This is a genomic window from Acinetobacter sp. CY05 (assembly GCF_059515805.1).
On sequence record NZ_JCAKMW010000002.1, the window covers coordinates 110,745 to 136,364 of the forward strand.

Below are 25,620 nucleotides of genomic sequence, written 5' to 3' on the forward strand. Positions count from 1 at the left end.
CAATCAAAAAAAGACTGCCGAAGCAGTCTTTTTGATAGGAATAAACTGGCATGAATAGCTTAAACCGTACCCACATTTTACCACAGCAAACTACACAAGGCAGCCAAGCCCAACAGCAACCCTCTTTCATTATTAATGATTCAAATCAATGGGCTAACATTCCCGAAAAATTAAAAGAGCGTGCTCAATGGGCTGTAAGCGGAGCAAGCAAAGCTCCCCTTTACGTTGTAGACGGTTATGCCGTTCCTGCTAAATCAAATGACCCTACCACGTGGATGAACTTTAGTGATGCTTGTACCTTTGCATGGAATAATCGCGAACTTATTACAACAAATGTTGATAAAGATGGTATTAAGACAACTCAACAGGGTTATTCCATTGGCTATATGCTGAGTGCTGAGGATCCGTTTACATGTATTGACCTTGACGTTAAGGATGCAACTAACTGTACAGATGCTTCCAAATGGACTACACCAGAACAATTCGATCGCTTTGATAGCATTATTGGGAATTTCAATAGCTATACTGAATATTCTCGAAGTGGTAAAGGCTTCCATATATGGGTTAAAGGAAATATTGGCGAAGGCCGACGTCGTGATGGTGTTGAAGTTTACAGTCAAGAACGTTTTATTGTTTGTACAGGTAATACTTTTAAAAGTGAACCTATCAATGAACGTTCTGAATTATTGAATAATATGGTGACGCAATTATCATCATTAGAGCCATCAAGTAACATTGAGCTAGTAGAAAAATATGAAGTCGAAGATGATAATGTAATTGTTGAAAAATTAATGCAACAATCCAATGCCGAAAAATTTAATAATTTATGTAGCGGAAAATGGCAAGAGTATGATTACCCAAGTCAAAGTGAAGCTGATTTGGCATTAATGTCTATGTTTTGTTTTTATAGTGAAAGTAACGAACAATGTAGACGTTTATTCCGCATGTCTGAACTGGGCAAACGTGAAAAAGCAACTAAAAACGATACATCTTTAAACTACATGTTAAAAAAGATTCGAGCTAGGCAAGAAAAAGAAAAGAAAGATACGGATGCTTTCATTCAACAATTCAATAATCCTAGATTACCATTTTTTCTGACCGATGAAGATTTAGAAAAGCTACCTCCTCCGTCTTGGTTAGTGGATGATATTATCCCTGAAACTGGTATTGGTGCTATTTATGGCGCATCTGGCTCATATAAGTCATTTTTAACAATCGACCTATTAGCCCATATAGGCAATGGGAAAGCTTGGTTCGGAAAAGATACAAAGAAGAAACCTGTAATCTATATTGCTTTAGAGGGTAATGCAGGCATACCTAAAAGGATTAAAGCTTGGAAAATTCTTAACCATACTAGCTCAAATATCAATCACCTTAATCGTGACATTAATATCAATTTTAGAGACAACTCTAATATTGATTATCTAATAGAAAAAATTAAAGATGCTGGGTTAGATGGAGGTGTCATTTGCATTGATACTCTTGCTCAGGCAGGGGGCGACATGGATGAGAACAGTAGTAAAGATATGGGCTATATGATTAAAACTTTCCAATATATTCAACAAGAGCTTGGTGGCGTTGTATTGATTGTTCACCACACTGGTAAAGCTAATGATAAAGGTATGCGAGGACACTCCAGTTTATATGCTTCTTTAGACTTTGCTTTAGAATGTATTGCAGATAAAAAAAAGCGTAAAGCAAGTTTTAAAATTGCCAAATCTAAAGATGGCGATGATTCTTTAGATTATAATTTTACATTAAATATAATTAATACTGGCAATGAGGATAATGGTAAAGCAATTACTTCATTAGCGGTTTCCCCTGTAGTCGAGATAACCACAATACAAAAGTCAGAGCTAGAAAAACAAGAATTAGCTGAGCTCGATAAATCCGATGATATTTTTATTTGGAACTGGATTTCTCGTGAGTGTAGTCAAGGTAATTACCCAAGTAGGAATTCATTAAAAAACCAGTTGAATGGAATGAAAAATACTGGATATGAAATTACTCAAATAAGGATTGCAGGGGCAGTAGAAAGATTATTGTCACAAAACAAAATCAAAGACCAAGACCTTAGTCCAAATGGAAATAAATATTTAAGAGCTATATCGAACCAAGCACCACTAGGGGGTTCACCAAATTATTAGGGTTCACTATGGGTTCGCTAAGGGTTCACCTGTAGGTTAATTTGGTGAACCCGACCTACCCCCCGATACCCTAGCGAACAGGGTTCGCTAGAGGGTATATACCTTTAGGTAGCGAACCCTACTGGTGACCCCACCCCCCCTATACAAAATTATTTTTTTTCCTATAGGGGTTCACTAATTACTTTTAACCATTTATTAGTTCAATAGATTACATACTCAAAGTAATAATTATTAAGACTGTGGTTAAAAATACGAATACTTACTGCTAATTAAATTATTAAACCCTTTACCCCAAATACAGGTTTAAACATAGCGAAATTAGCACGACTTTCAGGGGTAAATAGCCTCTTAAAGGACTCGGTTGGTACAAGGGTACTGGCTACCCTAAAAACTCGCTTAAAACGGCTATTTTTCGCACTAAAAAAATGCTTGTTTATACCCCCATATAATTTGTTATTTGCTGTAAATAATTTGTATCTATTTGATTTCGTCGCCATTTTAATTTGTTTTTCGTATGTTGTAAGCAATAAGTAATTATGCAACCAGTATGCGAGTTCAAAATGTCTATATATCCTCTAATTACACCATCACTACATCCCGACAATATCAAGCACCTTCAAGGCTATGATGAAGAAACTGCTTCTTATGTTCACATTGCTGCACAAGCATTGAGTGAAGCCTACGAAGGTATCAATGATATTCATAAAGCACGTGAAGCAAGTAAGCGAAATCCTGTTTGGAATGAAGCAGCTCAATTAATCCAAACTGATGATTTTGCAAATAAGAAGCTTCTTAAAATTACTAAATCTATTGATTCTGCAAATGCAAACCTAAGTAAAAGCATTGCACATATTGAAAAGGAACTAACCACACCTTTGACAGCAGGTGCTAATGACCCTGTGGCTAATGAAATACGCTCGCATGTTAAAAATATGAATAACAGCAAGCGTCGCAAATTCATTGAAGAAGCACAGCAGAAAAAAGACTTGCAAACACTTCAAGCTCTTTTAGGTGCTCCATCATACCTTTCAGGCTTAACAGATCTTGAAGTTCAACATTACACACGTCAGCTCCATGAAATTCAAAATCCTGCCTTAGCTAAGCGTTTAAAAGTAATGAAGAATGCAGCAACGTTACTGGGTGAACGTGGTGGCTTGGTATTTAAAGAAGTAGAAAAAGCAGTGGGTAAACCATCACACGTTATTCAAAAACTTCGTAAAGCGAAAAACGAAGCAGAACAAGCGTTCATTTTAAAAGACCAACGTGTCGATCTTTGAAATTGATAATTAATAGTTTAGATCAAGGAATTGTAATGACCACAAATTCAAAGACTAAAACAGCAGGAAATCCAAATTGGCGTAAGGGGATGAACTCCCCTAACCCACAAGGTCGTCCAAAAGGGATTATTGATAAACGAATGAAAGTAAATCAATCCCTACTAGCTGATGCTGATGATATTGCCAAAGTAGTTATTCAATCTGCTCTTTCAGGCGATATGCAAGCCGCTAGCTTAGTCCTTTCCCGTATTGCACCAACTCTTAAAGCCCAAACAGAAACAGTCCAGTTCGAGTTAGATGCCACAGCAAGTGTTACTGAACAAGCCCAATCTGTTTTACAGGCTATTGCTGACGGCAATGTTGCGCCTGATGTGGGTAAACAAATCATTGAAGCGATTAATGCTTTAAATGGTATTCGTCAGATTGATGAATTAGAACAACGTATTAATGCTTTGGAGAAACACTAATGAACCTGCCTACACGAGAAGAATATGAATTTTTACGTTTTAAATTTACACAGGATATTGCACATGGTTCACCAAGTGAACGTTTGGTTGCAATGCATAATCTAATGCACATCATGGCTTTATATGCTTCCAGCGATGAACTTGAAGAAGTATTTATCAAACCTTTATTTGTAAAACTTGAAGAAAAGCTAAATAGCCCATTACACCCATTTAGCGACTATGTACCCCCTACAGTACCCGTAACGGTTAAAACCATGCTACAGGGGCAACCGTGGGCACAATACCCTGACCCTAATTGTGGTCATACCGATAATGGCTAAGGTATTAAAAGACTTTCAAAGGCGTTTAGCTAAAGTCGAAACCCACAGAAAGAATAAAGCGACTACTATTAAATTAGTAGCCGCTTTTCCACCTATTTTATCTTATGATGAGTGGGAAGCGATTGCTGTACCACATCAACAGCAATTAGTTGACGATACTAGGAATTAATTTAGTAAAACGTTGATATAAAAACTGCATTTGGATCCAACTGTGCTTGAACTTTATTTCTTATCTCTAAATCAATTGCACTTTGCAAATCTAAATGAAATTTAGTGGTAGTTTTAAAAATTTCGTTATCAACTATTTGTGATAATAATTCATGTTCTTCATCCTGTTCAAAATATTCTTCAATATTAATTTCAATTCTTTTGTTAAACTTGATTATTTGATTTTCTGGCTTCACATCAAAATTTTCATAATCTCTATACATATCTAACAAATAGTAATCTTCAAGATTATTTAAAATATAACCATCAGAATGAAATTGTATTGAATTTTCAATGGATTTACTAAAGATTTCTTTTGTTCTTTTATAATCAAAATCGTTAAAGTTTCCTATAAGACTAGGCCTTTCAATTCCACCTAATATTTCATACTCTCTCAAAGCTCCACCAGAATATCCATTCCACATAATATTAATAAAAGTCAAAGGTGATATTTTTATTAAACCAATCAATTCTTTCTTTTTATTTCTATTGTATGGATGATTGATATACTCATATGATCTCAAAATTGTATGAAAAGCTAAAATATGCCTTAATTGATTTCGACAAAGATCTGCTTTAACACAATATTTAAGTTCGGAGTTAATAAATTCAAATACTCTATTAGCAAGTATAGAAATACCACTGGAGTAAAGATTAAATGTAAATCCAGCAACTGCTGAAAAAAACTGAAGAATTTCTTTTCTATTTAATCCTAACTTTTCCATATGTATTGTTGCCAGCATTATAAGAATATTATATTCATGATTATTCGGATCATTGAGATATGAGTAATATTCACTCTCAATTAAATTAATAAATTTATTTTCAACATCTTTATTAGTAATTATTTTAATATCATTAATTCTGCGAAGTTCTTCATTACTAAATGCATGACCCTCAAACAAAGATAACATTGTTATAGGAATTCTTGATTGTTTACCTTTTTGATCAATCAGAACAATAAACAACAAAACCCCAAACTTATCAGAATACTCATACTCATGCTTAAAAGTTTCCACACTTTTATAACTAAAATTATTTAAATTTATTTGATGCTCGTTATGAATACACTGTAATTCTGAATAATTTAACTTAAAAACAGATACTCGGCTTTCTGAGATTTCATCCAATACCCTAATCTTTCTTAAATTGTATTCAATCCCCCACAATGAAGCGACTAAATCCAGAAAATGTGTTTGCTCATGTATAATTAATGCCCTAAAATCTGAAGCACGTAAAAAACTATAAAAATTACCACTAATTTTTTTTAAATACTCATCATAATTTCCACTCCTTATTGCTAGAAGTTCATCATCGAAATCAAATGATTCATATTTAAAAATATTACCAACAAACGTAATTAAATCTATTTCCCCAAAATTTTTAACACTTTTTGCTGTCGGCATTCTTATGTCCTATTGCTTATTATTGGCTTACGTTACCTAACCCTAGAAACAACAAAGCCCTGACATTGTCAGGGCTAAGTGCTTGATATTTGGCGGAAGCGGTGAGATTCGAACTCACGGAGGACTCACACCCTCGTCGGTTTTCAAGACCGGTGCATTAAACCGCTCTGCCACGCTTCCATGCGGTGTATATTACGGATAAGCCTTTTGCCTTGCAAGTAAAAAATGCAATAAATTGAATTAAATGCACAAGTTTTCATCAAATACTAAAGTTTTGCGGCTAATTCGGCACCTTCACGTATGGCACGCTTGGCATCCAGCTCGGCAGCCAGCTTTGCCCCACCAATTAAATGATAATTGACTTTGCCTTTTGGGTTATTTTTTGGCATTAAATCTGTGACGGATTCTTGCCCTGCACATACCACCACATGATCCACGCGTAATAATTGACTTTGCCCTGCCAAATTAATCCAGATGCCTTCATCCGTAATTGCTTGATATTGCACCCCACGTAGCATCCGCACGCCATATTTTTTTAATTCAGCACGATGCACCCAACCTGTGGTTTTACCCAGTCCTGCACCTAATGGCGTATTTTTACGTTGTAATAAATAAATCTCACGTTTGGACTGTGGCGATTTAGGGCTTACCACACCACCGGCAGTGCTGTAATTTGGATGGGAGTCGACTCCCCATTCTTGTTTCCACTCATCAATGCTTTGATGGCTGTCTTTAAGCAAAAATTCTGCTACATCAAAGCCAATACCACCTGCACCAATCACAGCAACACGTTTCCCCACAAAAGTACCTTGTAACACTTGTGCATAAGATAACACTTGCGGCAAAGCTGCACCCTCAATGGTTAAACTGCGCGGAATCACCCCTGTGGCAATAATCACGTCATCAAAATCAGCTTCTGCTAAAAGTTGTGGCGTGACTTGAGTATTGAGCTTTAATTCCACCTGATACTTGGCTAGTTGCACCTGAAAGTAACGAATGGTTTCATAAAACTCTTCTTTACCCGGAATCACTTTGGCTAAATTAAACTGTCCGCCAATTTCAGTTTTGGCCTCAAACAAAGTGACTTGATGACCACGGCGTGCCGCAACCGTGGCCGCAGATAAGCCCGCCACCCCAGCTCCAACCACTGCAATTTTCTTGAGCTTTTTTGCATGCAAATACAGTAATTCAGTTTCATAGGCCGCTTGCGGATTGACTAAACATGTCACACGTTGATTTTTAAAGGTATGATCTAAACACGCTTGGTTGCAGGCAATACAGGTATTAATTTCATCGACACGATTGCTTTGCGCTTTGAGCACCCATTCGGGATCGGCTAAAAATGGTCGTGCCATTTGAATTAAATCGGCTTGATCGCTAGCCAAAATCTGCTCGGCTGTGTCTGGCATATTAATGCGATTGGATGCCATCACAGGAATACTGAGATGTTGTTTTAATTCAGCAGTGTAGTCGACAAATGCCGCCCTTGGTACAGAGGTGACAATGGTGGGAATACGTGCCTCATGCCAACCAATGCCTGTATTTAAGATATTGATACCCGCTTTTTCTAAGGCCTGAGCAATCTCAACCACCTCAGACATGCGATTGCCATCTTGTACCAAATCTAATAAAGACAGGCGGAAACATACAATAAAATTTAAGCCTACCGCTTCACGAACTGCCTTAACAATTTCTACAGCAAAACGCATACGATTGAGCAGCGGCCCACCCCAACGATCTTTACGTCGATTCACATGCCGACTTAAAAATTGATTAATCAAATAGCCTTCTGAGCCCATAATTTCAATACCATCATAACCGGCTTTTTGCGCTAAGCGTGCGGTATGCGAATAATCTTTAATGGTGGCTAAAATATTTGCATGACTCATTTCACGCGGTTTAAACGGTGAAATTGGTGATTTGATTGGACTTGCGGACACGACAAAAGGCTGATAACCATAACGGCCTGCATGTAAAATCTGCAATAAAATTTTACTGTCATGTTGATGTACCGCACGGGTGACCATTTGGTGTGGAATGACATCAGCCGAGGTATTTAAAGTGCCACCCAAAGGCAATAACCAACCTTGTCGATTCGGCGAAATCCCACCTGTGATGATTAATCCCACACCACCTTTAGCGCGTTCGGCAAAATAAGCAGCTAATTTAGGATAGTTGTAAAAACGATCTTCGAGTCCAGTGTGCATCGAACCCATCACCACACGGTTTTTAAGCGTGGTAAAACCTAAATCAAGTGGCATCAATAAATGTGGGTAGGCTGGCTGCATGCTCGCTCCTTATTCTTGTTTATCTTTTATGATTTTCAATCAGTATAAAGTTAAATCTAATCAATCTTGTAAAATTGTTTAGCAATCGCGATACAGCTCTATCGATTGAGATTTATTTTGCAAATGAACTTGCTAATTTTAATCGATTGTCTTTTTAAAGCCAAACAACAGCAATTTATAGTGATACAATGCTGAGTTTAGATTTTCTCCTTGGCTGCCATCATGGTTGCCTATTTTTATAGTTAGGACGAGCAATGACTGATAATGCAACGATCTTGCAGAATGTACCAGTAGGCAAAAAAGTGGGTATCGCTTTCTCTGGTGGTCTAGATACTTCAGCAGCCCTTTTGTGGATGAAACAAAAAGGTGCAGAACCTTATGCATACACTGCAAACTTAGGTCAGCCAGACGAAGATGATTACGATGCGATCCCTAAAAAAGCTGAGGCGTATGGCGCAGTTAAAGCTCGCTTAGTTGACTGCCGTTTACAGCTTGCTTTAGAAGGTATTGCTGCAATCCAATGTGGCGCGTTCCACATTTCAACAGGTGGTATGCCGTATTTTAACACCACGCCACTTGGTCGTGCGGTAACAGGTACCATGCTTGTTACAGCAATGAAAGAAGATGACGTCAACATTTGGGGCGACGGTTCGACTTATAAAGGTAACGACATCGAACGTTTCTACCGTTATGGTCTATTAACTAATCCTGCGCTTAAAATCTACAAGCCGTGGTTAGACCAAACCTTTATTGACGAATTGGGCGGCCGTGCAGAAATGTCACAGTTCCTGATCGACAACGGTTTTGACTACAAAATGTCAAAAGAAAAAGCATATTCAACTGACTCAAACATGCTAGGTGCAACGCACGAAGCTAAAGATCTTGAATATCTTGATGCGGGCATCAAAATCGTTGAGCCAATCATGGGCGTTGCTTTCTGGAAAGATGACGTAGAAGTTAAAGCAGAAGAAGTATCAATTACTTTTGAAGAAGGCTTCCCTGTTGCCATTAACGGTCAACGTATCGAAGATCCAGTAGAATTCATCTTAGAAGCGAACCGTATCGGTGGTCGTCACGGTCTGGGTATGTCGGATCAAATCGAAAACCGTATCATCGAAGCGAAATCTCGTGGTATTTACGAAGCTCCGGGTATGGCACTGCTTCACATCGCTTACGAGCGTCTTGTGACAGGTATCCATAACGAAGATACCATCGAACAATACCGTATCAACGGTCTACGTTTAGGTCGTCTACTTTACCAAGGTCGTTGGTTCGATTCACAATCTTTAATGCTTCGTGAAACTGCACAGCGTTGGGTAGCGAAAGCGGTAACGGGTACTGTCACTTTAGAATTGCGTCGTGGTAATGACTACACCATTTTAAACACTGAATCTCCAAACTTAACCTACGAAGCTGAACGTTTAACCATGGAAAAAGGTGATTCAATGTTCTCGCCAATGGACCGTATTGGTCAATTAACCATGCGTAACCTTGACATCACTGATACACGTCAAAAACTGGGTATTTATACCAACTCTGGTTTATTGGCTGTAGGTACAGGTTCTGCTGTTCCGCAACTTAAAGACAAAAACAAATAATTTTGTCGACAAAAAAACCGCTCAGTTGAGCGGTTTTTTTATATTTAAAACGCAAACAAAAACTTAAATATATCAATTTTGTTTGAAAATTTAAGTTTCAGCGCAGTTAAAGATTATCATTTTTGTATTTATGGCTTATCATCTGAGTTATTTTTTAGCAGTATAGCCGTGACTACGATTACTCTTCTTCAGCCAGATGACTGGCACGCTCATTTACGTGATGGTTTAGCTTTACAACGTACTGTTCCAGATTTAGCACGCCAATTCTCCCGTGCCATTTGTATGCCTAATTTAGTGCCACCGGTTAAAACCGTTGAAGAAGCCAATGCGTATCGTGAACGTATCATGGCGCACGTCCCTGAAGGTTTAAATTTTGATCCACGCATGGTGCTGTACTTTACCAATCAAACTTCACCTGATGAAGTTTTAAAAATTAAAAACTCAGCACACGTTAATGCGATTAAACTTTATCCGGCTGGTGCCACCACCAACTCAGATAATGGCGTGAGTGACATTGAAAAAGTATATAATGTCATTGAACAGATGGAAGCCCATCAAGTGCCATTGTTATTACACGGTGAAGTGACGCATAATCATGTTGATATTTTTGACCGTGAAAAACGCTTCTTAGACGAAGTTTTAGCACCGCTGTTACAAAAATTTCCAAAACTAAAACTAGTTTTAGAGCATATTACCACAGCAGATGCGGCTGAATTTGTTTTAGCGCAAGGTGACAATGTCGCTGCGACGATTACCCCACAACATTTATTATTTAACCGTAATGACATGTTGGTGGGTGGAATCAAACCGCATTTCTATTGCTTACCGATCTTAAAACGTCAAACCCACCAAGCCAAATTACTCGAAGTGGCAACTTCAGGTAATGCCAAGTTCTTCTTAGGTACCGACAGTGCACCGCACTCGAAAGATGCTAAAGAAAATGCGTGTGGCTGTGCAGGTTGCTATAGCGCACCAACGGCAATTGAGCTGTATGCACAAGCCTTTGACCAAGTGGGTAAAATTGAACGTTTAGAAGGCTTTGCCAGCCATTTTGGTGCTGATTTCTATGGTCTACCACGTAATACCAATACCATTACGTTAGTCAAAGAAGAGCAAGTAATTCCTGAGAGTTTTGACTATTTGGATGGTGAAAAAATTATCCCACTTTATGCGGGTAAAACCATCCAGTGGAGAAAAGTGTGACAGAAGAAACAAGGCCGGTGATTGGTCAACGTTTCCGTGGTTTTTTACCTGTTGTTGTCGATGTCGAGACAGCAGGTTTTAACTCACAAACCGATGCCCTGCTTGAAATTGCTGCGATTCCCATTATTTATGATGAGAATGGTCAATTCGTACCGGGAGAAGCGCATCATGCCCATATCAATCCCTTTGAAGGCGCAAACCTAGACCGCCGTTCATTGGATTTTATTGGCGTTGATCCATTTAATCCGATGCGGATGGCGATGGCGGAAGACGAAAAAACCGCCTTAAAACGTATTTTTAAGTCTATCAATGAAGTGCGTCGTCAGCAAAACTGTACCCATGCCGTCTTGGTGGGTCATAACGCACATTTTGATTTGGGCTTTTTACAAGCAGCCATTGCTCGTAGTGGCACTAAAAATCAAAACCCATTTCATAGTTTTTCGGTATTTGATACCGTAACTTTAAGTGCGGTCATGTTTGGGCAAACGGTACTGGCGAAATCTTGTATTCAAGCAGGTATTGAGTTTGATGGTAAAGAAGCGCATTCAGCTTTGTATGACACACAAAAGACCGCTGAACTGTTTTGCTATATTTTGAACAAACTCGCTCCACATCTACTTGACACTTTGGTGGCGGATCAATAAGATACCGCCATCTTCTAAACGTCCCTATCGTCTAGAGGCCTAGGACATCGCCCTTTCACGGCGGTAACCGGGGTTCGAATCCCCGTAGGGACGCCATCTATTTTTTCTCTTATTTTATCCCAGAAGCATCCCCTTTATTTAGTTATTTTTTATCCACTCTTTGCTGAACTGTGTTGATTGTTTTAGATTTTTAATTGATAATCATTTTCCTTTAAATTAACATTTACTCAATATGCGTTTTGCTTATTCTGCCTTAACCGTGGCCATTGCGAGCATTTTAAATACTGCTGTATATGCTGAACAAAGCAGCCCAGAAAAGGAAGTGAATCTCACTGCAATTGTGCTTCAGACAGAAGATGAATCTAACAACACTTTAGGCAAAACGGTTTATCACAAAGCAGATCTAGAAAATATTCCCAATAGTTCTAAAAATATTACTGACTTTTTAAAAGTTAATCCTCATGTACAGTTTGATCAAGCTGCGCGTAGTGCCTTGCAACAAGGTGAATTAAACCCTAGTGATATTAGTATTAATGGCGGTTTAGGCTACGATAATAAATTTCTGGTCAACGGCATTAATACCAACAATAATATTAATCCTGTCGGTGCATCTAGCTCTAATGATCCCAATGATTTATTTGGGGCTTCGCAAAGCGTAGCCGTTAATACCGATCTGCTGTGTAATATTACTGTGCTTGATAGTAATGTCTCTGCCGAATATGGAGAATTTACTGGGGGGATAGTCAGTGCACAAACCTGTAAACCAACCACTGCTGTCGGTGAGCTACATGGACAGATCAATTATGACTACACCTCAGATCAATGGTCAAAAATTCAATTTCCAAATCCTGAAGATTTGGCAAGTTTTGAAGATTCAAGTTCTGAAAAGTCCCAACCTTTTTTTACCAAACAAGGGCTAAGCGCCAGTTTATATGGCAATGTCAGTGAAAGTTTAGGTTTTAATGCCATTGCATCTTATCGTCATGCACAGATTCCGCTAAAAACCTCGCTTAAAGACCCAACACGCTTTGAGCAAGAACGTGAAGCAAGTAACGCGGGCTTAGAGCTGTTTTACCACCCGTCCGAGAAGACTCGCCTGAAATTAGGCGCGCAGTTCTTTGAAAACCAAGGTTTATATTTTGTTGGCAATGTGAAGGATTCTGAATCTATCCATCTCTCCGACAGTCAAAGCTTTTATCTCAACTTAGAACAAGATTTCAAGCAATTCAATTTAGAACAACAATTCAATTATCAAACCCAAGCAGCACAGCGTACAGCCCGAGCATTGACCTATGTGTGGAACAGCTCGCTTGATAAAAACTGGAGCACAGATGGTTCTGCCCGTGAAGGTCATTTAGGTAACTTAAAGCAACAGGAACAACGTCTAGAATATGCTGTAAAAGCGACACTTAAACCGCTAGAATTTGCCTCGGCAACACACCAAATTAAACTCGGTGCTGGTCTTGGACATTATGAAGCAGATTGGCAACGCCCCCAAGATGTGTACAGTTACTCAACCCCTGTGGCTTTAAATACTGGCGATTGCCTTGGTCTGACTGGACCTGCAGCCGCATGTGATAGCTCAGCTGGCAGCAAAGCCAATTTTGCTCATGGTCAATATCTCTCTTTACGTAGCATTTATTCAGCTGGTCAGGTCGATGTACAGCAAGACCGTTGGCATGCCTTTATTGAAGACCAAATGAGCTTAAATGACGCTATTAAGCTAGATTTAGGGATACGTAGTGACTATGACTCGTTGACCAAAAATCTTAATATCGCACCACGTACCGCTTTACATTACGCCCCTTTTGGCGATCAGCGTTTGAGCTTTAGTACCGGTTGGAATCGTTATTACGGCATGAATGCCTTTGCGAATGAATTACAAGACCGCTTAGACCAACTACAAAAGCGTCAAAGACGCCAAGATTTAACAATGGGTTGGTTTGATGACCCTCAATATACAGGTGCAACAGCAACTTACCGTTCACAACTTGACACCCCATTTTCTGATGAAATTGTATTGGGCATGAATGCCCAACTGCGTAATACTCAGATTGGTTTAAAATGGGTGAACCGCGACAATCAAGACCAGTTACGTCAAACCAAAATTGAAAAACGCCCTGAGGTAACAGGTACTGAACAATTTAGTCGTAGCTATGACAACTCAGGTCGTTCAGAAGCACAGATCTATACTTTAACTTTAAGCACTATCGCGCCTTTAAATTTTAAAAGTACCCAACATCAACTCTCTTTGGCGGCAGACTACACAGACACCATTCGTAACTTTGAAAGCTATAACAGCTTGGCCTACTTTGGCACCCCATTTGTGATTTATGACGGCAAAAAAATCGATGCCGATTTTATTCCAGCCAGCAACTTTAATACCCCATGGACCATTCGTGGCACATGGCATATCGCCTTTAGCCAGATTCCACTGAACATAACCCACTTCCTTAGCTATCAAGCTAAGGTAGATGCCATGAAACGTAAAGCCAATGGTTATACAGATGAAACTGGCATTAAATATGATACTTATACCCCATACCAAACTCAGCCAAAATTTACTTGGGATGTACGTACCACCTATGCTGTCGTAAATCAGCAGCGTTATCAGGCTCTATTGGGCTTAACGATAAATAACCTGACCAATCATCGTAATACGTATGTAGATCGCACAGGTGTTGCCCAACCTGAAATTGGACGTCAATTTATTGCTGACCTAACATTTAAATTTTAAGAGCGCTAAAGCGCTCTTTTTATGCCCAAAATTTAAGCACATAAAATAAATAAGAATTATTTTCAATTATAAATAGTTGCCTTTTTATTTAATATTAATGATAATCCGTCTCGTTTTCGTTTGCATGTATTTTTATTATGCGCTTTACTTCCTCTACGCTTAGCACTGCCATATTAGCTATTTTAACCGGCTCAACTTATGCAAATACAGATTCGAATTCACAGGAAAAACAAGTTGCCCTTTTACCCATTGTGCTCGAAGCACAAGAAAATTTACAACTTGGTAAAAAGGTTTATACAAAAGAAGACTTAAAAAAGATCCCAAATAGTTCTAAAAGCATTACTGATTTTTTAAAAGTAAACCCGAATGTACAATTCAGTAATGACCATTTGGCGGCAAGCACTCAGGCAGATTTAAAGCCCGCAGAAATTTCGATTCACGGTGCACAAGCATTTAACAATAAATTTGTAGTTAATGGCGTGAGCAACAGCAATATCCTCGATCCTGTTGGCTCAGGCACAGCAATCTATGGTGCCCTATCTGGTGGTTCACAAGGGGTAGCAATCAATACCGATTTACTGTGTAATCTCGAAGTTTTAGACAGTAATGTCAGTGCGAAATACGGTGGATTCACTGGTGGCGTTATTCAAGCCGATACCTGTGCACCAAATACAGAAATTGGAAAAATTCATGGCAGCGTCACCTATGACTATACTGAAAGTGACTGGAATCGTTATCACATAAAAACCGATGCAGATAAAGGTTTATTCCAAGGTGAATCCACGCAATCCAACCAAAAAGAATATGTTCGACAAGGTGTAAGTACCAATATTTACGGTAAACTTTCAGAAGTCTATGCTTTTGATGCCTATGTATCGCAACGTCAATCTAAAGTCCCTGTCGCAAGCGGTTTACCATCTCCCACAGAAATTGAACAAAAAAAATTAAATACCAATATCGGTGCAACACTTTATGTCGATCCTAATGCACAAACCAAAATGAAATTTGGGTTCACCTTAGGCGAATTAGAAGACAATACGTATGTTGATAAACGACGCAATTCGCATAGTACTGTTCAAAACGAATCCGCATTAATTTTTGCTGACATTGAAAAGCAATATACTTGGGGTCAATTAAAACAAAAATTAAATTTTCAGCAAATTGATAACAATCGCGAATCTGCCTCTGATCGAGGGATCAATTGGATTTATGCAGCAGGCAGTAAAGACTGGGCGAATACTGAAAAAGTCTGGGAAGGTGCAATCTCAGCAGATATCACCTTAAAACAACAAAGCTTGAACTATGAATTAGACACGCTATTTAATCGCTTTGATTTAGGTGAAACCAAACATCAATTCAGTGCAGGTTTTGCTTATCACTATGATGATGTAAAGTGGCAACGTACCAAAGATTTTATTACCCACTATGGTGTCACATCAGGGCCTACCCAAAATTTATATGATTTAAATGGTCAATCCTGCCAAGTCAATGATCCACTTTGCGATGAAAATAGCACGGTTCAATTCACCAACAGTAAAGTCCCTACGGTCTTTAATGGTCAATATTTTGCTGGCGGCAACTTATATAAAGCAGGTAAATTTGAAGGCACATATCAACAAGCATCACTCTATATTGAAGATGCAATTCGTTGGAACAATGTAAGTGCACGTTTAGGTGTGCGTGCGGATTATGATGAATCGAATGGCAATTTAAACTTTGCACCTCGAACACGTCTTCACTATCAACCCTTTAACACTAACAGCTTAACCTTAACATCGGGTTGGAATCGCTACTACAATGCACCCACCTATATGACTGAATTACGTCAATCGGTGACTTCTTTAGATTTTAATATAAAGCGTGAAGATCAAAATTCTGAATGGATAGAAAGTCCAAAAACAAGTTGGAATACCGATACTCAGAAGAAAGACTTAAAAACACCTTATGCGGATGAATTTGTGTTGGGCTTGAATAGCCAATTTAAGAATACCAATCTGGGTATAAAATGGGTAAATCGTCAGTACAAAGATGAAATTTCCCGAAACCAAATCGGTACGGGCGTAAATCGTTATACCGTATATGACAATAGTGGTTACGGCGAGAATGATACGGTTACCCTTGAAATCAGCACGCTACAACCGCTTAAATTTAAAGGCAGCCACCATGATTTAGGCTTAGCAGTCAACTATACAGATTCTTATCGAAGCACACCTGATTACACAGAAGTGTTGATTGAAGAAGAATTACAAGAACTGATTTCTTATGATGGCAAAATCATAGAATTTGGAGACATGCCTGCAACAAACTATAACCAACCCATTACTGCACGTTTTTCTTGGGATATTGGTTTTGATGCAATTCCTGTAAAAATCTCAAATTTCTTAAGCTATAAAGATACCTATAAGCAAGTGTTAGAAGCAAGCTCTGCAGACAAAGTCGTGCACAATGGCGTTAAAATTGATACCTACACCTTACAGGATGTAAAACCTCGTTTTACCTGGGATATGCGCACCACGTATGATTGGCAAATTTCAAAAGATTATTCAGCTATTTTTGGCTTAACGATCAATAATATTACCAACCGCAATAATTTATACGTAAGCGGAAGCAAACTATACTCTGAAATCGGTCGTCAATTTATTGCCGATGTGACTTTCAAATTCTAATCTCACCTTAAATAGAGCACTCATTGAGTGCTCTATTTAGATTTAGGAACAAGATGATGCCGAATATAATAACTATGGTGTTGGCGATTATTGCCGTGTTAGGTATTATTTTTTTGAGTTTTCAACAACAAGAAGCCCCTGAAAGCCTACTAAAACCAGATATTCAACACGTTGAACACACCTTAACATCCGAACCACAGGTTACAACGACACTCCCTGCATCCGCTCAATCCACACCCCAAGCTTCAAAAATTTCTACCACTGCATCAATCTATTACAAACAAGCAGCAGAACATGGTTATGAAAGTTTAATCCCCTTCTTTGAACGTGGCGCAATTGCCAATAGCGATATGAGCCACAAAGAAAAACAAAAAATCTGTGAACTCACTTTAACTAGGGTACGCGTGGCTGAACTGAAACGCTTAGAACACACCGAATGCCAAGTGCAAAATGGCAAAATCAGCTTTATGTCAGTGAACGCCAGCTTAAAAACGCCAGATGGAAAAATTGATCAAGCAGCGATGATTGAGAAACTCGCCTATTTGCAAGAGCGACAGCAACTGCAAACCGATATGAGCTATACCATTGCAGGCTTAGAATATAAAGAACCAAATTCACTGTATAGTAAAGTGGTTGGTTTTGATTTAGATCAGGTTTTTGATTATTTACTCAGTATTGATGCACCACTGCCACAATATAATCTACTGCACGACCATTTACGTGGGCACAACCCTAATCTGAATATGATTAAAAAGTTGCAACAGCTCGGCTATACCGCAGATCACGCGAGTCTTAAAATTATTAATGACGCCACATATCAGCAAAAACATCCTGAAATTTATCAATATTTAAGTCATTCAAACTGATAGATTGCCATGCCTGCTATAGACTTAATTTTAGCGTTTCAATTTTGATAAAAAAACACCATTTACGCAAATATTTAGTCACAAAAAATCAATTAACGCAAATTTAAGACTTTTATAGAGCTAAAATATACGCCTTTAGTCTCAATTTTTATCATGCATGCTACTAAACACTCTGCCCCAAGTTTGAAAAGGGCAATGACCTCTCGTCATCTTATTATGCTGTCCTTAGGGGGTGCTATTGGTACGGGTCTATTTATGGGCTCAGGTCAAGTCATTTCACAAGCCGGCCCTTTAGGGGCAGTCCTTGCCTATATGATCGGTGGTTTAATTGCCTATATGGTGATGCTCTGTTTGGGTGAATTGGCAGTCCATTTACCTGTTTCAGGCTCATTTGCTGCATTTGCCGCGCAATATATTGGCCCTGGTACCGGTTATATGGTGGCATGGATGTATTGGCTAGGTTGGTCAGCCACCTTAGGGACTGAATTTACCGCTGCGGCCATCTTAGTTCAAGAATGGTTTCCACAAACTTCCATTTGGTTATGGACTTTAATTTTTGCCAGTGGCGTCTTAATTTCAAATTTAAGCTCAACCCGTGCCTTTGCCGAATCTGAGTTTTGGCTGTCGTTTATTAAAGTTGCCACAGTTTTAGTGTTTATTTTATTGGGCTTTAGCTGCATTTTTGGCATTGTACCTTTCCAAGGTTATACATCTGCGCCCATGTTTCATCATTTAACCGAACACGGTTGGCTACCCAACGGCTTAATTCCACTGTTTACTACGCTCTTAATTGTTAACTTTGCCTTTAACGGTACGGAAATGATCGGTATTGCGGCAGGTGAAACAGAAGATCCAGAAAAAAATATTCCTAAAGCCATTCATGCTGCAGTGTGGCGACTGATTATTTTCTTTGTTGGTACCATTATTGTGATTAGCTCTTTGCTTAGCTATAGCGATGCTGGTTTAAATATCGGTGGGCATGGCGGCTTAAGTAGCAGCCCCTTTGTATCGGTCTTTAATTTAATCGGCATTCCTTATGCTGAGGATATGATCCGTTTTGTAATTATTACTGCCCTTTTATCTACTGCAAACTCAGGACTTTATGCAGCTTCACGCATGATGTGGGCTTTGTCTGCCAAAAAACAATTGCCACGCATCTTTAGCAAATTGAGTCGATCTGGCGTGCCTTATGTGGCCGTTTTAGTCACCATGATTGGTGGTTTGCCGGGTTTACTGTCTGAACAATTTGGTGCGGATGTCATTTTTAAAAATCTGATGGGAGTTGCTGCCTTTACCATGGTGATTGTGTGGATGAGTATTTGCTGGAGTCAGTTTAATTTCCGTCGCCAATGGCTCAAACAAGGCCATACTTTAGCCGAGCTCAAATTCCGTACACCGCTTTATCCTCTAGTTCCTATTTTAGGTTTTATATGCTGTAGCGCAACGGGTTTAAGTATGGCGGCTGACCCTGAAATGTGGTCTGGCTTTATTGGCTGCTTGTTATTTATGGCTGCTTGTTATGCGGCTTATTATGCTTTTTACCATAGAAAAGACCACTAAATAAAAGGCATTAGGGTGCTTTTTATTTCAGTTATGTTTGAACTAGTTGATTGAAAATACATCACTTTTTAAAAAATATGCTATTTTTTAGGCAGTTAAACTTTAAATTAAACTTTATCTTTGATTTAAGTTTGACAGCCTTTAAAAAAATCCATAATATAGCCATCACCTCGCAACGTCCCTATCGTCTAGAGGCCTAGGACATCGCCCTTTCACGGCGGTAACCGGGGTTCGAATCCCCGTAGGGACGCCATCTATCACGCTCGTGATTTATAAATAAAAGTTTTCTTATTCATTATTTTATTGCAGATTTGCAGTTTTACACTACAATAGCCCGTTCCTATTCTTTTTTATTTTTCTGTTATGCAGCCATCTATGCAGCAGGGCAATTCTGCGCCTTTAAAACGCGCTATGAGTACCCGTCATTTGGTCATGATCTCACTCGGTGGTGCGATCGGGACCGGCCTATTTTTAGGCTCGGGTGAAGTCATTGCACAAACTGGACCGATTGGTGCCATTCTCTCCTATTTTCTTGGTGGTATTATCGCCTATATGGTGATGCTATGTCTGGGTGAACTCGCTGTACACATGCCAGTGTCAGGCTCATTTGGGGCTTATGCCAAACAATATATTGGCCCCGGTACAGGCTATACGATCACTTGGCTTTATTGGCTAACTTGGTCAGTCACTCTTGGAACCGAATTCACAGCAGCTGCACTCTTAATGCAGGAGTGGTTCCCTGACAGTTCTATGTGGATGTGGACCTTATTCTTTGGGGCATTCGTATTTAGCTTAAATATGATTTCCACCAAATGGTTCGCAGAATCAGAATTTTGGTTAGCTTTAATCAAAGTTGTTACCGTGGTTGCATTCATTTTGCTGGGTTTATTGGCAATTTTTGGGTTTATTGGCTATCAAGGTCAAGAAACTGCGCCATTATTCACCAACTTGACTGCACAAGGTTGGTTCCCTGAAGGTTTATTCCCTATTTTTGCCACTATGCTGATTGTGAACTTTGCCTTTTCAGGTACAGAGCTCATTGGGGTTGCTGCTGGTGAAACCAAAGATCCTGCGAAAAATGTACCTAAAGCGATTAATACCGCGATCTTCCGTTTATTGATCTTCTTTGTGGGTACAATTATTGTTGTGACTTGTCTTTTGCCACATCAAGATGCGGGTCTTGGCGGTGATGGCATCAGTAGCTCACCATTCGTTGCCGTGTTCCAGCACATTGGTATTCCATACGCTGAAGATGTGATTCGTTTTGTCATTATTACCGCACTTCTGTCTGCAGCAAACTCAGGTTTATTTGCAGCATCACGCATGATGTGGTCATTGTCTTATAACAAACAACTGCCTGCGGTGTTCTCTAAAGTGAATAAACGCGGTATTCCCTATGTTGCTGTTTGTGTCACAATGATTGGTGGTATGCCGGGTCTATTGTCTGAACAGTTTGCACCTGAAACCATTTTTACCAACTTACTGGGTATTGCCGCATTTACCATGGTGGTGGTGTGGATGAGCATTTGCTTAAGCCAATTTAACTTCCGTCGTCAGTGGTATAAACAAGGTCGTAAGAAAGAAGAACTTGGCTTTGCTGCACCATTGTTCCCAATCGTGCCTATTTTGGGCTTTGTGTTCTGTTTCATCACGTGTATGAGTATGGTGTTTGATCCAACCTTACAAGTCAGCTTTGTACTGTGTCTGCTTTTTATTGCGGCATGTTATGCAAGTTACTATGCGTTTTATCATAATAAATCTTAATTTTAATTAAGATGCAAAAAGAGCAACTTCGGTTGCTCTTTTTTATGTGCTGAAAAAAATAGACACCACGCCGAACAGATCGCTTAGAAAAACCACAATCAAATATTTCAGCATTTTTAATTTAAAAATTTAATTTTGATAAAAATAGCTATTTTTGTATTATTTTTCAGCAAAAATAACAGATTCGTTTTATTTTTATACGAACAACAATAAAATACCTAAATAAGTGCAAAAAAGCGTTTGACACACCCCCGTTCTCACCCTATTATACGCCCACCTCTGAAACGTCCCTATCGTCTAGAGGCCTAGGACATCGCCCTTTCACGGCGGTAACCGGGGTTCGAATCCCCGTAGGGACGCCAATTTCAGAAGTAACTATTTTATTCAGTCCCTATCGTCTAGAGGCCTAGGACATCGCCCTTTCACGGCGGTAACCGGGGTTCGAATCCCCGTAGGGACGCCATAAAATTCTTTGAGAATCAAATGGTTTAAAATAGCTTACTTCACACGACGTCCCTATCGTCTAGAGGCCTAGGACATCGCCCTTTCACGGCGGTAACCGGGGTTCGAATCCCCGTAGGGACGCCATCTAATGATTTAGATGCTGAAATTGAAATGCTTTATCTGTCCCTATCGTCTAGAGGCCTAGGACATCGCCCTTTCACGGCGGTAACCGGGGTTCGAATCCCCGTAGGGACGCCATATTCGAGCGTCAAGCTCTAAAAAAAGCCCAAGCATTTAAGACTTGGGCTTTTTTTATGTCTATACAATTTAGATTCATCACTTACTTTTTAAATGATGAATCTAGGTTTTAATTTAGCGTATGAGCATATTGACTGGCTTGAATCAAGGCTTGGCTATAAGCCGTTTGTGGTTTGTGAAATAAGTCCTCAGTGTTTTGCAGTTCCATGACTTTGGCATGTTGCAAAACCAAGACTTGCTGACACAGCGCACGTACCACATGCAAGTCATGACTAATAAACAGATAACTCATGCCATATTCTGCTTGTAAGCGGCGTAGAAGCGCCACAATGGCGCGCTGTGTGCTTCGATCCAAGGCTGAAGTGGGTTCATCCAAAATCATGAGTTTAGGCTGTAGCACTAAAGCGCGTGCCAATGACACGCGCTGGCGTTGACCACCTGAGAGTTCATGTGGATAACGTAATTTAAATTCAACGGGTAATTCAACGTCTATTAAGGCTTGTTCTATACGCTGCTCAACCTCTACTTGAGTTAAGTTTTGCAGCAATAAACCCTCACCCACAATTTGCCCAATATTTAAACGCGGATTTAAACTACTCAATGGATCTTGAAATACCATTTGCATATTAGAGCGTAAAGGGCGTAATTGTTTTTCGTTATAGGCATTTAAATCCTGTCCAAGTAATACGATCTTACCCTCGCTTGGAATTAAACGCGCGATGGCAAGGGCCAGCGAGCTTTTGCCAGAACCACTTTCGCCTACAATCCCTAAAGAGATACCTTGTTGTAACTGTAAATCTAAAGGCTCAACCGCAACCACATAGTCTTTGACACGATTAAGCAAACCTTGCTTAATGGGAAACTTTACCGCTACGTGTTGCAAGTCAAGTAAAGTCTGTTCTGCATCAAGTTGTAGCGCTTGCCCAAAATCGTGATTGAGTAAGTTTTGGGTATAGGCATGTTTAGGTTGGTTAAAAATCTCATTGACCAAGCCTTGCTCCACCACCTGACCCTGTTGCATCACCACCACTTGCTGGGCATAACGGCGTACTAAATTTAAATCATGGCTAATTAAGATCATCGCCATTTGGCGCTTTTGTTGCAAATGCTGCAATAAATCTAGAATTTGTGCTTGTAAGGTCACATCGAGCGCTGTGGTCGGTTCATCGGCAATTAAAATCTCAGGATCTTGCGCTAAGGCCATAGCAATCATGACACGTTGCCGTTGTCCGCCTGAGAGCTCGTAGGGATAACGTCTGAGCTTATCTTCGGGCTGTGGGATACCCACATCATGCAGCAGCGTAATGACGCGCTGACGCGTCTGTGTGGCGCTTAAACCTTGTAGTCTTAAACTCTCACCAATGATTTTTTCTACCCGATGCAAAGGATTAAGTGCAGTCATAGGCTCTTGGAAGATCATGGCAATTTTTTTACCACGAATGGCACGTAAGTGTGAGGCGCTTAATCCAAGTAAATCTTGCCCTTGAAACAGCGCCTGACCAGAGATGCTTAAGGTACTGGGTAACAAGCCCAATAGTGCCAAACTACTGATGGATTTACCCGAACCACTTTCACCTACAATCGCCAGCGTTTGCCCGCATGCAAGCTGAAAGTTTAAGTCTTGCACTAAAGTTTGCGTGGCGGTTTTAATCTGTAGGCCACGTACATCAAGTAAATTATTGACGTCTTGGGTCGAATGCATCGCGGGTCGCCTCGCCAATATAAATCAGTAGAGATAGCACAATCGCTAAAGTAAAGAAGCCAGATAGCGCGAGCCAAGGCGCATGCAGGTTGTTTTTACCTTGTAATAATAGCTCGCCTAATGAGGCTGCATCTGGGGGTAAGCCATAACCTAAAAAATCCAGTGCCGTGAGTGCCGTAATATTGGCAGTGAGCATAAATGGCAACTGCGATAAACTGGAGCTCATGGCATTGGGCAAAATATGCCGCAGCATAATGGTGTGATCAGAGACGCCTAAACTGCGTGCGGCACGCACATAGTCTAAATGCCGTGCGCGTAAAAATTCAGCGCGCACTAAACCCACCAAAGTTGGCCAGCCAAATAGCAACATAATTAAAAATAGCCAATACACATTGGGAGTAAACAGACTCACTAAGATCATCACCATAAACAGCATCGGTAAGCCGCCCCAGACTTCTAAGATACGCTGCCCGATGAGATCGACCCAACCGCCATAATAGCCTTGTATCGCACCCACCAAAATACCAAGGGCCGCCGAAGCCAAAGTTAAGGCAAAACCAAATAACAGTGACACACGTAAGCCATATAAAATTCGTGCCAGCACATCACGGCCTTGGTCATCTGTACCTAACCAATTGTCTGCTGTGGGCTTAGATGGCACTGGAACGCTTAAATCTAAATTGGGTGTTTGATAGGAGTATTCAATTAACGGCCAGACTGCCCAGCCATGGTCGGTAATTAAAGCCTGTACCGCAGGGTCTTTATAATCGGCTTCGGTTTCAAACACCCCGCCAAAGGTGGTTTCGGGATAAGTTTTTAAAACCGGGACATAGAATTGCTGCTGATATTTCACCAATAAGGGTTTGTCATTGGCAATCAGCTCTGCACCAAGAGACAAGATAAAAATAATGCTAAACACAATAAAGCAGCCAAAACCTAATGTATTGGCTTTAAAACGTTGTAACCGTGCTTGCATGATGGGTGACATTATTTGCTCCCTCGTGCATCAAAATTAATCCGTGGATCAATCACTTGATACAGCACATCACTGAGTAAGCGCAGCAATAAGCCCAATAAGGTAAATAAAAATAGCGTACCAAAAATCACGGGATAATCACGTTGTACAATGGCTTCAAACCCGAGTAAGCCTAAACCATCTAAATTAAAAATAATTTCAATAAATAAATTACCCACAAAGAAAATACCTACCAAAGCTTCGGGCAAACCTGCAATCACAATCAGCATGGCATTACGAAATACATGCCCATACAGCACGCGTGATTCGCTTAAGCCTTTGGCACGCGCTGCCAATACGTATTGTTTAGACAGTTCTTCCATAAAAGAATATTTGGTCAGATAAGTTAAACCAGCAAAACCACCTATCACCATAGCCAATAACGGCAAGCTCATATGCCAAAAATAGTCTTTGATTTTGCCCAATATACTGAGCTCGCTAAAGTTTTCTGATACCAAGCCTTGTAACGGAAACCATTGTAAATAGCTGCCACCAGCAAAAAAAACAATGAGTAAAATCGCAAAGACAAAGGCTGGAATCGCATAACCAATGGCAAGCAGCATAGACGTCGATTGATCAAAAATACTGCCATGTTGACGGGCTTTTTTAATCCCCAGTGGAATAGAGATTAAATAAATGAGTAAGGTGCTCCACAGACCCAATGACAAAGACACCGGCATTTTTTCCCACAACAAAGTGGTTACAGGTTTGTCTTTAAAAAAGCTAGTGCCAAAATCAAAACTGAGATAGCTTTTGAGCATTAGCAAAAAGCGTTCATGCATGGGTCGATCAAAGCCATATTGCGCTTCAATTTTTGCCACCATTTCATCGCTTAAACCTTTTGCACCTTGATAAGCGGTGTTGGTTGCTGCGGTTTCGCCGCTGGTTTGCCCCATCCCAGCAAAACTTTCTGCCTGTTGAATGGCTTGCTCAACTGGCCCACCCGGTGCAATTTGAATCACCACAAAATTGAGCAGCAAAATAAAAAATAAGGTGGGAATGATCAACAGCAGTCGCTTTAAAATATAAGTGCCCATTTCACTCCTAGCTG

At 39.9% G+C, this 25,620-nt stretch carries 18 protein-coding genes and 7 tRNA genes; 19 read left to right on the plus strand and 6 right to left on the minus strand.

All coding sequences use genetic code 11. The features are described from left to right. Positions 1–50: 50 nt before the first annotated feature. The 5 genes from AC5YCD_RS02945 (at position 51) to AC5YCD_RS02965 (ending at position 4,380) form a co-directional block, all read left to right on the plus strand. Positions 51–2,147, plus strand: a complete 2,097-nt coding sequence (locus AC5YCD_RS02945; RefSeq protein WP_496128630.1) for an AAA family ATPase — start codon at positions 51–53, stop codon at positions 2,145–2,147. Between the two features lie 560 nt (positions 2,148–2,707). Then, positions 2,708–3,424 carry a hypothetical protein gene (locus AC5YCD_RS02950; RefSeq protein WP_496128631.1) on the plus strand — a complete coding sequence of 239 codons (717 nt, stop codon included), beginning with the start codon at positions 2,708–2,710 and terminating at the stop codon, positions 3,422–3,424. 35 nt (positions 3,425–3,459) lie between these two features. Beyond that, positions 3,460–3,891: a DUF5681 domain-containing protein gene (locus AC5YCD_RS02955; RefSeq protein ID WP_004998933.1), complete on the plus strand. Its 432-nt coding sequence runs from the start codon at positions 3,460–3,462 to the stop codon at positions 3,889–3,891. Next, positions 3,891–4,211, plus strand: coding sequence for a hypothetical protein (locus AC5YCD_RS02960; protein ID WP_496128632.1), 321 nt, complete (start codon positions 3,891–3,893; stop codon positions 4,209–4,211). The genes AC5YCD_RS02955 and AC5YCD_RS02960 overlap by 1 nt, the downstream gene beginning before the upstream one ends. Further along, positions 4,204–4,380, plus strand: a complete 177-nt coding sequence (locus AC5YCD_RS02965; protein ID WP_167353087.1) for a hypothetical protein — start codon at positions 4,204–4,206, stop codon at positions 4,378–4,380. The genes AC5YCD_RS02960 and AC5YCD_RS02965 overlap by 8 nt, the downstream gene beginning before the upstream one ends. Position 4,381: 1 nt before the next feature. Here the strand turns inward: AC5YCD_RS02965 and AC5YCD_RS02970 are convergent, their stop codons facing one another. From AC5YCD_RS02970 to AC5YCD_RS02980, 3 genes are all read right to left on the minus strand, one after another. Then, entirely contained in the window at positions 4,382–5,824 is a 1,443-nt protein-coding gene (locus AC5YCD_RS02970; protein ID WP_496128633.1) for a hypothetical protein, read from the minus strand. Between the two features lie 90 nt (positions 5,825–5,914). Continuing rightward, positions 5,915–6,004: transfer RNA gene (locus AC5YCD_RS02975), tRNA-Ser, on the minus strand. Between the two features lie 86 nt (positions 6,005–6,090). Continuing rightward, on the minus strand, positions 6,091–8,112 hold the full coding sequence (locus AC5YCD_RS02980) for an FAD-dependent oxidoreductase (RefSeq protein WP_496128634.1): 2,022 nt from the start codon (positions 8,110–8,112) through the stop codon (positions 6,091–6,093). A gap of 254 nt (positions 8,113–8,366) precedes the next feature. Here AC5YCD_RS02980 and argG point away from each other — a divergent pair, with 254 nt between their 5' ends. The 14 genes from argG (at position 8,367) to AC5YCD_RS03050 (ending at position 21,852) form a co-directional block, all read left to right on the plus strand. Next, complete coding sequence (gene argG, locus AC5YCD_RS02985; RefSeq protein ID WP_122898260.1) at positions 8,367–9,710, plus strand: argininosuccinate synthase; 1,344 nt, start codon at positions 8,367–8,369, stop codon at positions 9,708–9,710. Positions 9,711–9,878: 168 nt separating this feature from the next. Further along, the gene (gene pyrC, locus AC5YCD_RS02990) at positions 9,879–10,913 is read left to right on the plus strand and encodes a dihydroorotase (RefSeq protein ID WP_496128635.1); all 1,035 of its coding nucleotides are present in this window, start codon (positions 9,879–9,881) and stop codon (positions 10,911–10,913) included. After that, positions 10,898–11,557, plus strand: coding sequence for a ribonuclease T (gene rnt / locus AC5YCD_RS02995; protein ID WP_496128636.1), 660 nt, complete (start codon positions 10,898–10,900; stop codon positions 11,555–11,557). The genes pyrC and rnt overlap by 16 nt, the downstream gene beginning before the upstream one ends. Positions 11,558–11,577: 20 nt before the next feature. Beyond that, a tRNA-Glu gene (locus AC5YCD_RS03000) sits at positions 11,578–11,653 on the plus strand. 136 nt (positions 11,654–11,789) lie between these two features. After that, positions 11,790–14,294, plus strand: a complete 2,505-nt coding sequence (locus AC5YCD_RS03005) for a TonB-dependent receptor plug domain-containing protein (RefSeq protein WP_496128637.1) — start codon at positions 11,790–11,792, stop codon at positions 14,292–14,294. 137 nt (positions 14,295–14,431) lie between these two features. Continuing rightward, positions 14,432–16,960 carry a TonB-dependent receptor plug domain-containing protein gene (locus AC5YCD_RS03010; protein ID WP_496128638.1) on the plus strand — a complete coding sequence of 843 codons (2,529 nt, stop codon included), beginning with the start codon at positions 14,432–14,434 and terminating at the stop codon, positions 16,958–16,960. A 56-nt stretch (positions 16,961–17,016) separates the two neighbouring features. Next, positions 17,017–17,826: a hypothetical protein gene (locus tag AC5YCD_RS03015; protein WP_496128639.1), complete on the plus strand. Its 810-nt coding sequence runs from the start codon at positions 17,017–17,019 to the stop codon at positions 17,824–17,826. A gap of 153 nt (positions 17,827–17,979) precedes the next feature. After that, entirely contained in the window at positions 17,980–19,386 is a 1,407-nt protein-coding gene (locus AC5YCD_RS03020; protein ID WP_496128640.1) for an amino acid permease, read from the plus strand. Between the two features lie 177 nt (positions 19,387–19,563). Beyond that, positions 19,564–19,639, plus strand: a tRNA-Glu gene (locus AC5YCD_RS03025). Between the two features lie 110 nt (positions 19,640–19,749). Beyond that, positions 19,750–21,150 carry an amino acid permease gene (locus AC5YCD_RS03030; RefSeq protein WP_496128641.1) on the plus strand — a complete coding sequence of 467 codons (1,401 nt, stop codon included), beginning with the start codon at positions 19,750–19,752 and terminating at the stop codon, positions 21,148–21,150. A 286-nt stretch (positions 21,151–21,436) separates the two neighbouring features. Beyond that, positions 21,437–21,512 (plus strand) — tRNA-Glu (locus AC5YCD_RS03035). 25 nt (positions 21,513–21,537) lie between these two features. After that, positions 21,538–21,613 (plus strand) — tRNA-Glu (locus AC5YCD_RS03040). A gap of 49 nt (positions 21,614–21,662) precedes the next feature. After that, positions 21,663–21,738: transfer RNA gene (locus AC5YCD_RS03045), tRNA-Glu, on the plus strand. A 38-nt stretch (positions 21,739–21,776) separates the two neighbouring features. Then, a tRNA-Glu gene (locus AC5YCD_RS03050) sits at positions 21,777–21,852 on the plus strand. A 109-nt stretch (positions 21,853–21,961) separates the two neighbouring features. On the opposite strand, the gene AC5YCD_RS03055 is transcribed toward AC5YCD_RS03050, so the two are convergent. Genes AC5YCD_RS03055 through AC5YCD_RS03065 form a run of 3 tightly spaced genes read right to left on the minus strand, consistent with a single transcriptional unit; the run spans position 21,962 to position 25,606 of the window. Further along, positions 21,962–23,554 (minus strand): ABC transporter ATP-binding protein, encoded by a 1,593-nt coding sequence (locus tag AC5YCD_RS03055; RefSeq protein WP_496128642.1) that lies wholly within the window; start codon positions 23,552–23,554, stop codon positions 21,962–21,964. Beyond that, on the minus strand, positions 23,529–24,542 hold the full coding sequence (locus AC5YCD_RS03060) for an ABC transporter permease (protein ID WP_496128643.1): 1,014 nt from the start codon (positions 24,540–24,542) through the stop codon (positions 23,529–23,531). The genes AC5YCD_RS03055 and AC5YCD_RS03060 overlap by 26 nt, the downstream gene beginning before the upstream one ends. After that, the gene (locus AC5YCD_RS03065; RefSeq protein ID WP_496128644.1) at positions 24,542–25,606 is read right to left on the minus strand and encodes a microcin C ABC transporter permease YejB; all 1,065 of its coding nucleotides are present in this window, start codon (positions 25,604–25,606) and stop codon (positions 24,542–24,544) included. Before AC5YCD_RS03065 ends, AC5YCD_RS03060 begins: the two co-directional genes overlap by 1 nt. Between the last annotated feature and the right edge of the window lie 14 nt (positions 25,607–25,620).

What these genes read in the sequence shown, in the direction of transcription:
- AC5YCD_RS02945 (WP_496128630.1), top strand. Translation starts at nt 51, where the DNA reads ATGAATAGCTTAAACCGTACCCACATTTTACCACAGCAAACTACACAA.
- AC5YCD_RS02950 (WP_496128631.1), top strand. Translation starts at nt 2,708, where the DNA reads ATGTCTATATATCCTCTAATTACACCATCACTACATCCCGACAATATC.
- AC5YCD_RS02955 (WP_004998933.1), top strand. Translation starts at nt 3,460, where the DNA reads ATGACCACAAATTCAAAGACTAAAACAGCAGGAAATCCAAATTGGCGT.
- AC5YCD_RS02960 (WP_496128632.1), top strand. Translation starts at nt 3,891, where the DNA reads ATGAACCTGCCTACACGAGAAGAATATGAATTTTTACGTTTTAAATTT.
- AC5YCD_RS02965 (WP_167353087.1), top strand. Translation starts at nt 4,204, where the DNA reads ATGGCTAAGGTATTAAAAGACTTTCAAAGGCGTTTAGCTAAAGTCGAA.
- AC5YCD_RS02970 (WP_496128633.1), bottom strand. Translation starts at nt 5,824, where the DNA reads ATGCCGACAGCAAAAAGTGTTAAAAATTTTGGGGAAATAGATTTAATT.
- AC5YCD_RS02980 (WP_496128634.1), bottom strand. Translation starts at nt 8,112, where the DNA reads ATGCAGCCAGCCTACCCACATTTATTGATGCCACTTGATTTAGGTTTT.
- argG (WP_122898260.1), top strand. Translation starts at nt 8,367, where the DNA reads ATGACTGATAATGCAACGATCTTGCAGAATGTACCAGTAGGCAAAAAA.
- AC5YCD_RS03005 (WP_496128637.1), top strand. Translation starts at nt 11,790, where the DNA reads ATGCGTTTTGCTTATTCTGCCTTAACCGTGGCCATTGCGAGCATTTTA.
- AC5YCD_RS03010 (WP_496128638.1), top strand. Translation starts at nt 14,432, where the DNA reads ATGCGCTTTACTTCCTCTACGCTTAGCACTGCCATATTAGCTATTTTA.
- AC5YCD_RS03015 (WP_496128639.1), top strand. Translation starts at nt 17,017, where the DNA reads ATGCCGAATATAATAACTATGGTGTTGGCGATTATTGCCGTGTTAGGT.
- AC5YCD_RS03020 (WP_496128640.1), top strand. Translation starts at nt 17,980, where the DNA reads ATGCATGCTACTAAACACTCTGCCCCAAGTTTGAAAAGGGCAATGACC.
- AC5YCD_RS03030 (WP_496128641.1), top strand. Translation starts at nt 19,750, where the DNA reads ATGCAGCCATCTATGCAGCAGGGCAATTCTGCGCCTTTAAAACGCGCT.
- AC5YCD_RS03055 (WP_496128642.1), bottom strand. Translation starts at nt 23,554, where the DNA reads ATGCATTCGACCCAAGACGTCAATAATTTACTTGATGTACGTGGCCTA.
- AC5YCD_RS03060 (WP_496128643.1), bottom strand. Translation starts at nt 24,542, where the DNA reads ATGTCACCCATCATGCAAGCACGGTTACAACGTTTTAAAGCCAATACA.
- AC5YCD_RS03065 (WP_496128644.1), bottom strand. Translation starts at nt 25,606, where the DNA reads ATGGGCACTTATATTTTAAAGCGACTGCTGTTGATCATTCCCACCTTA.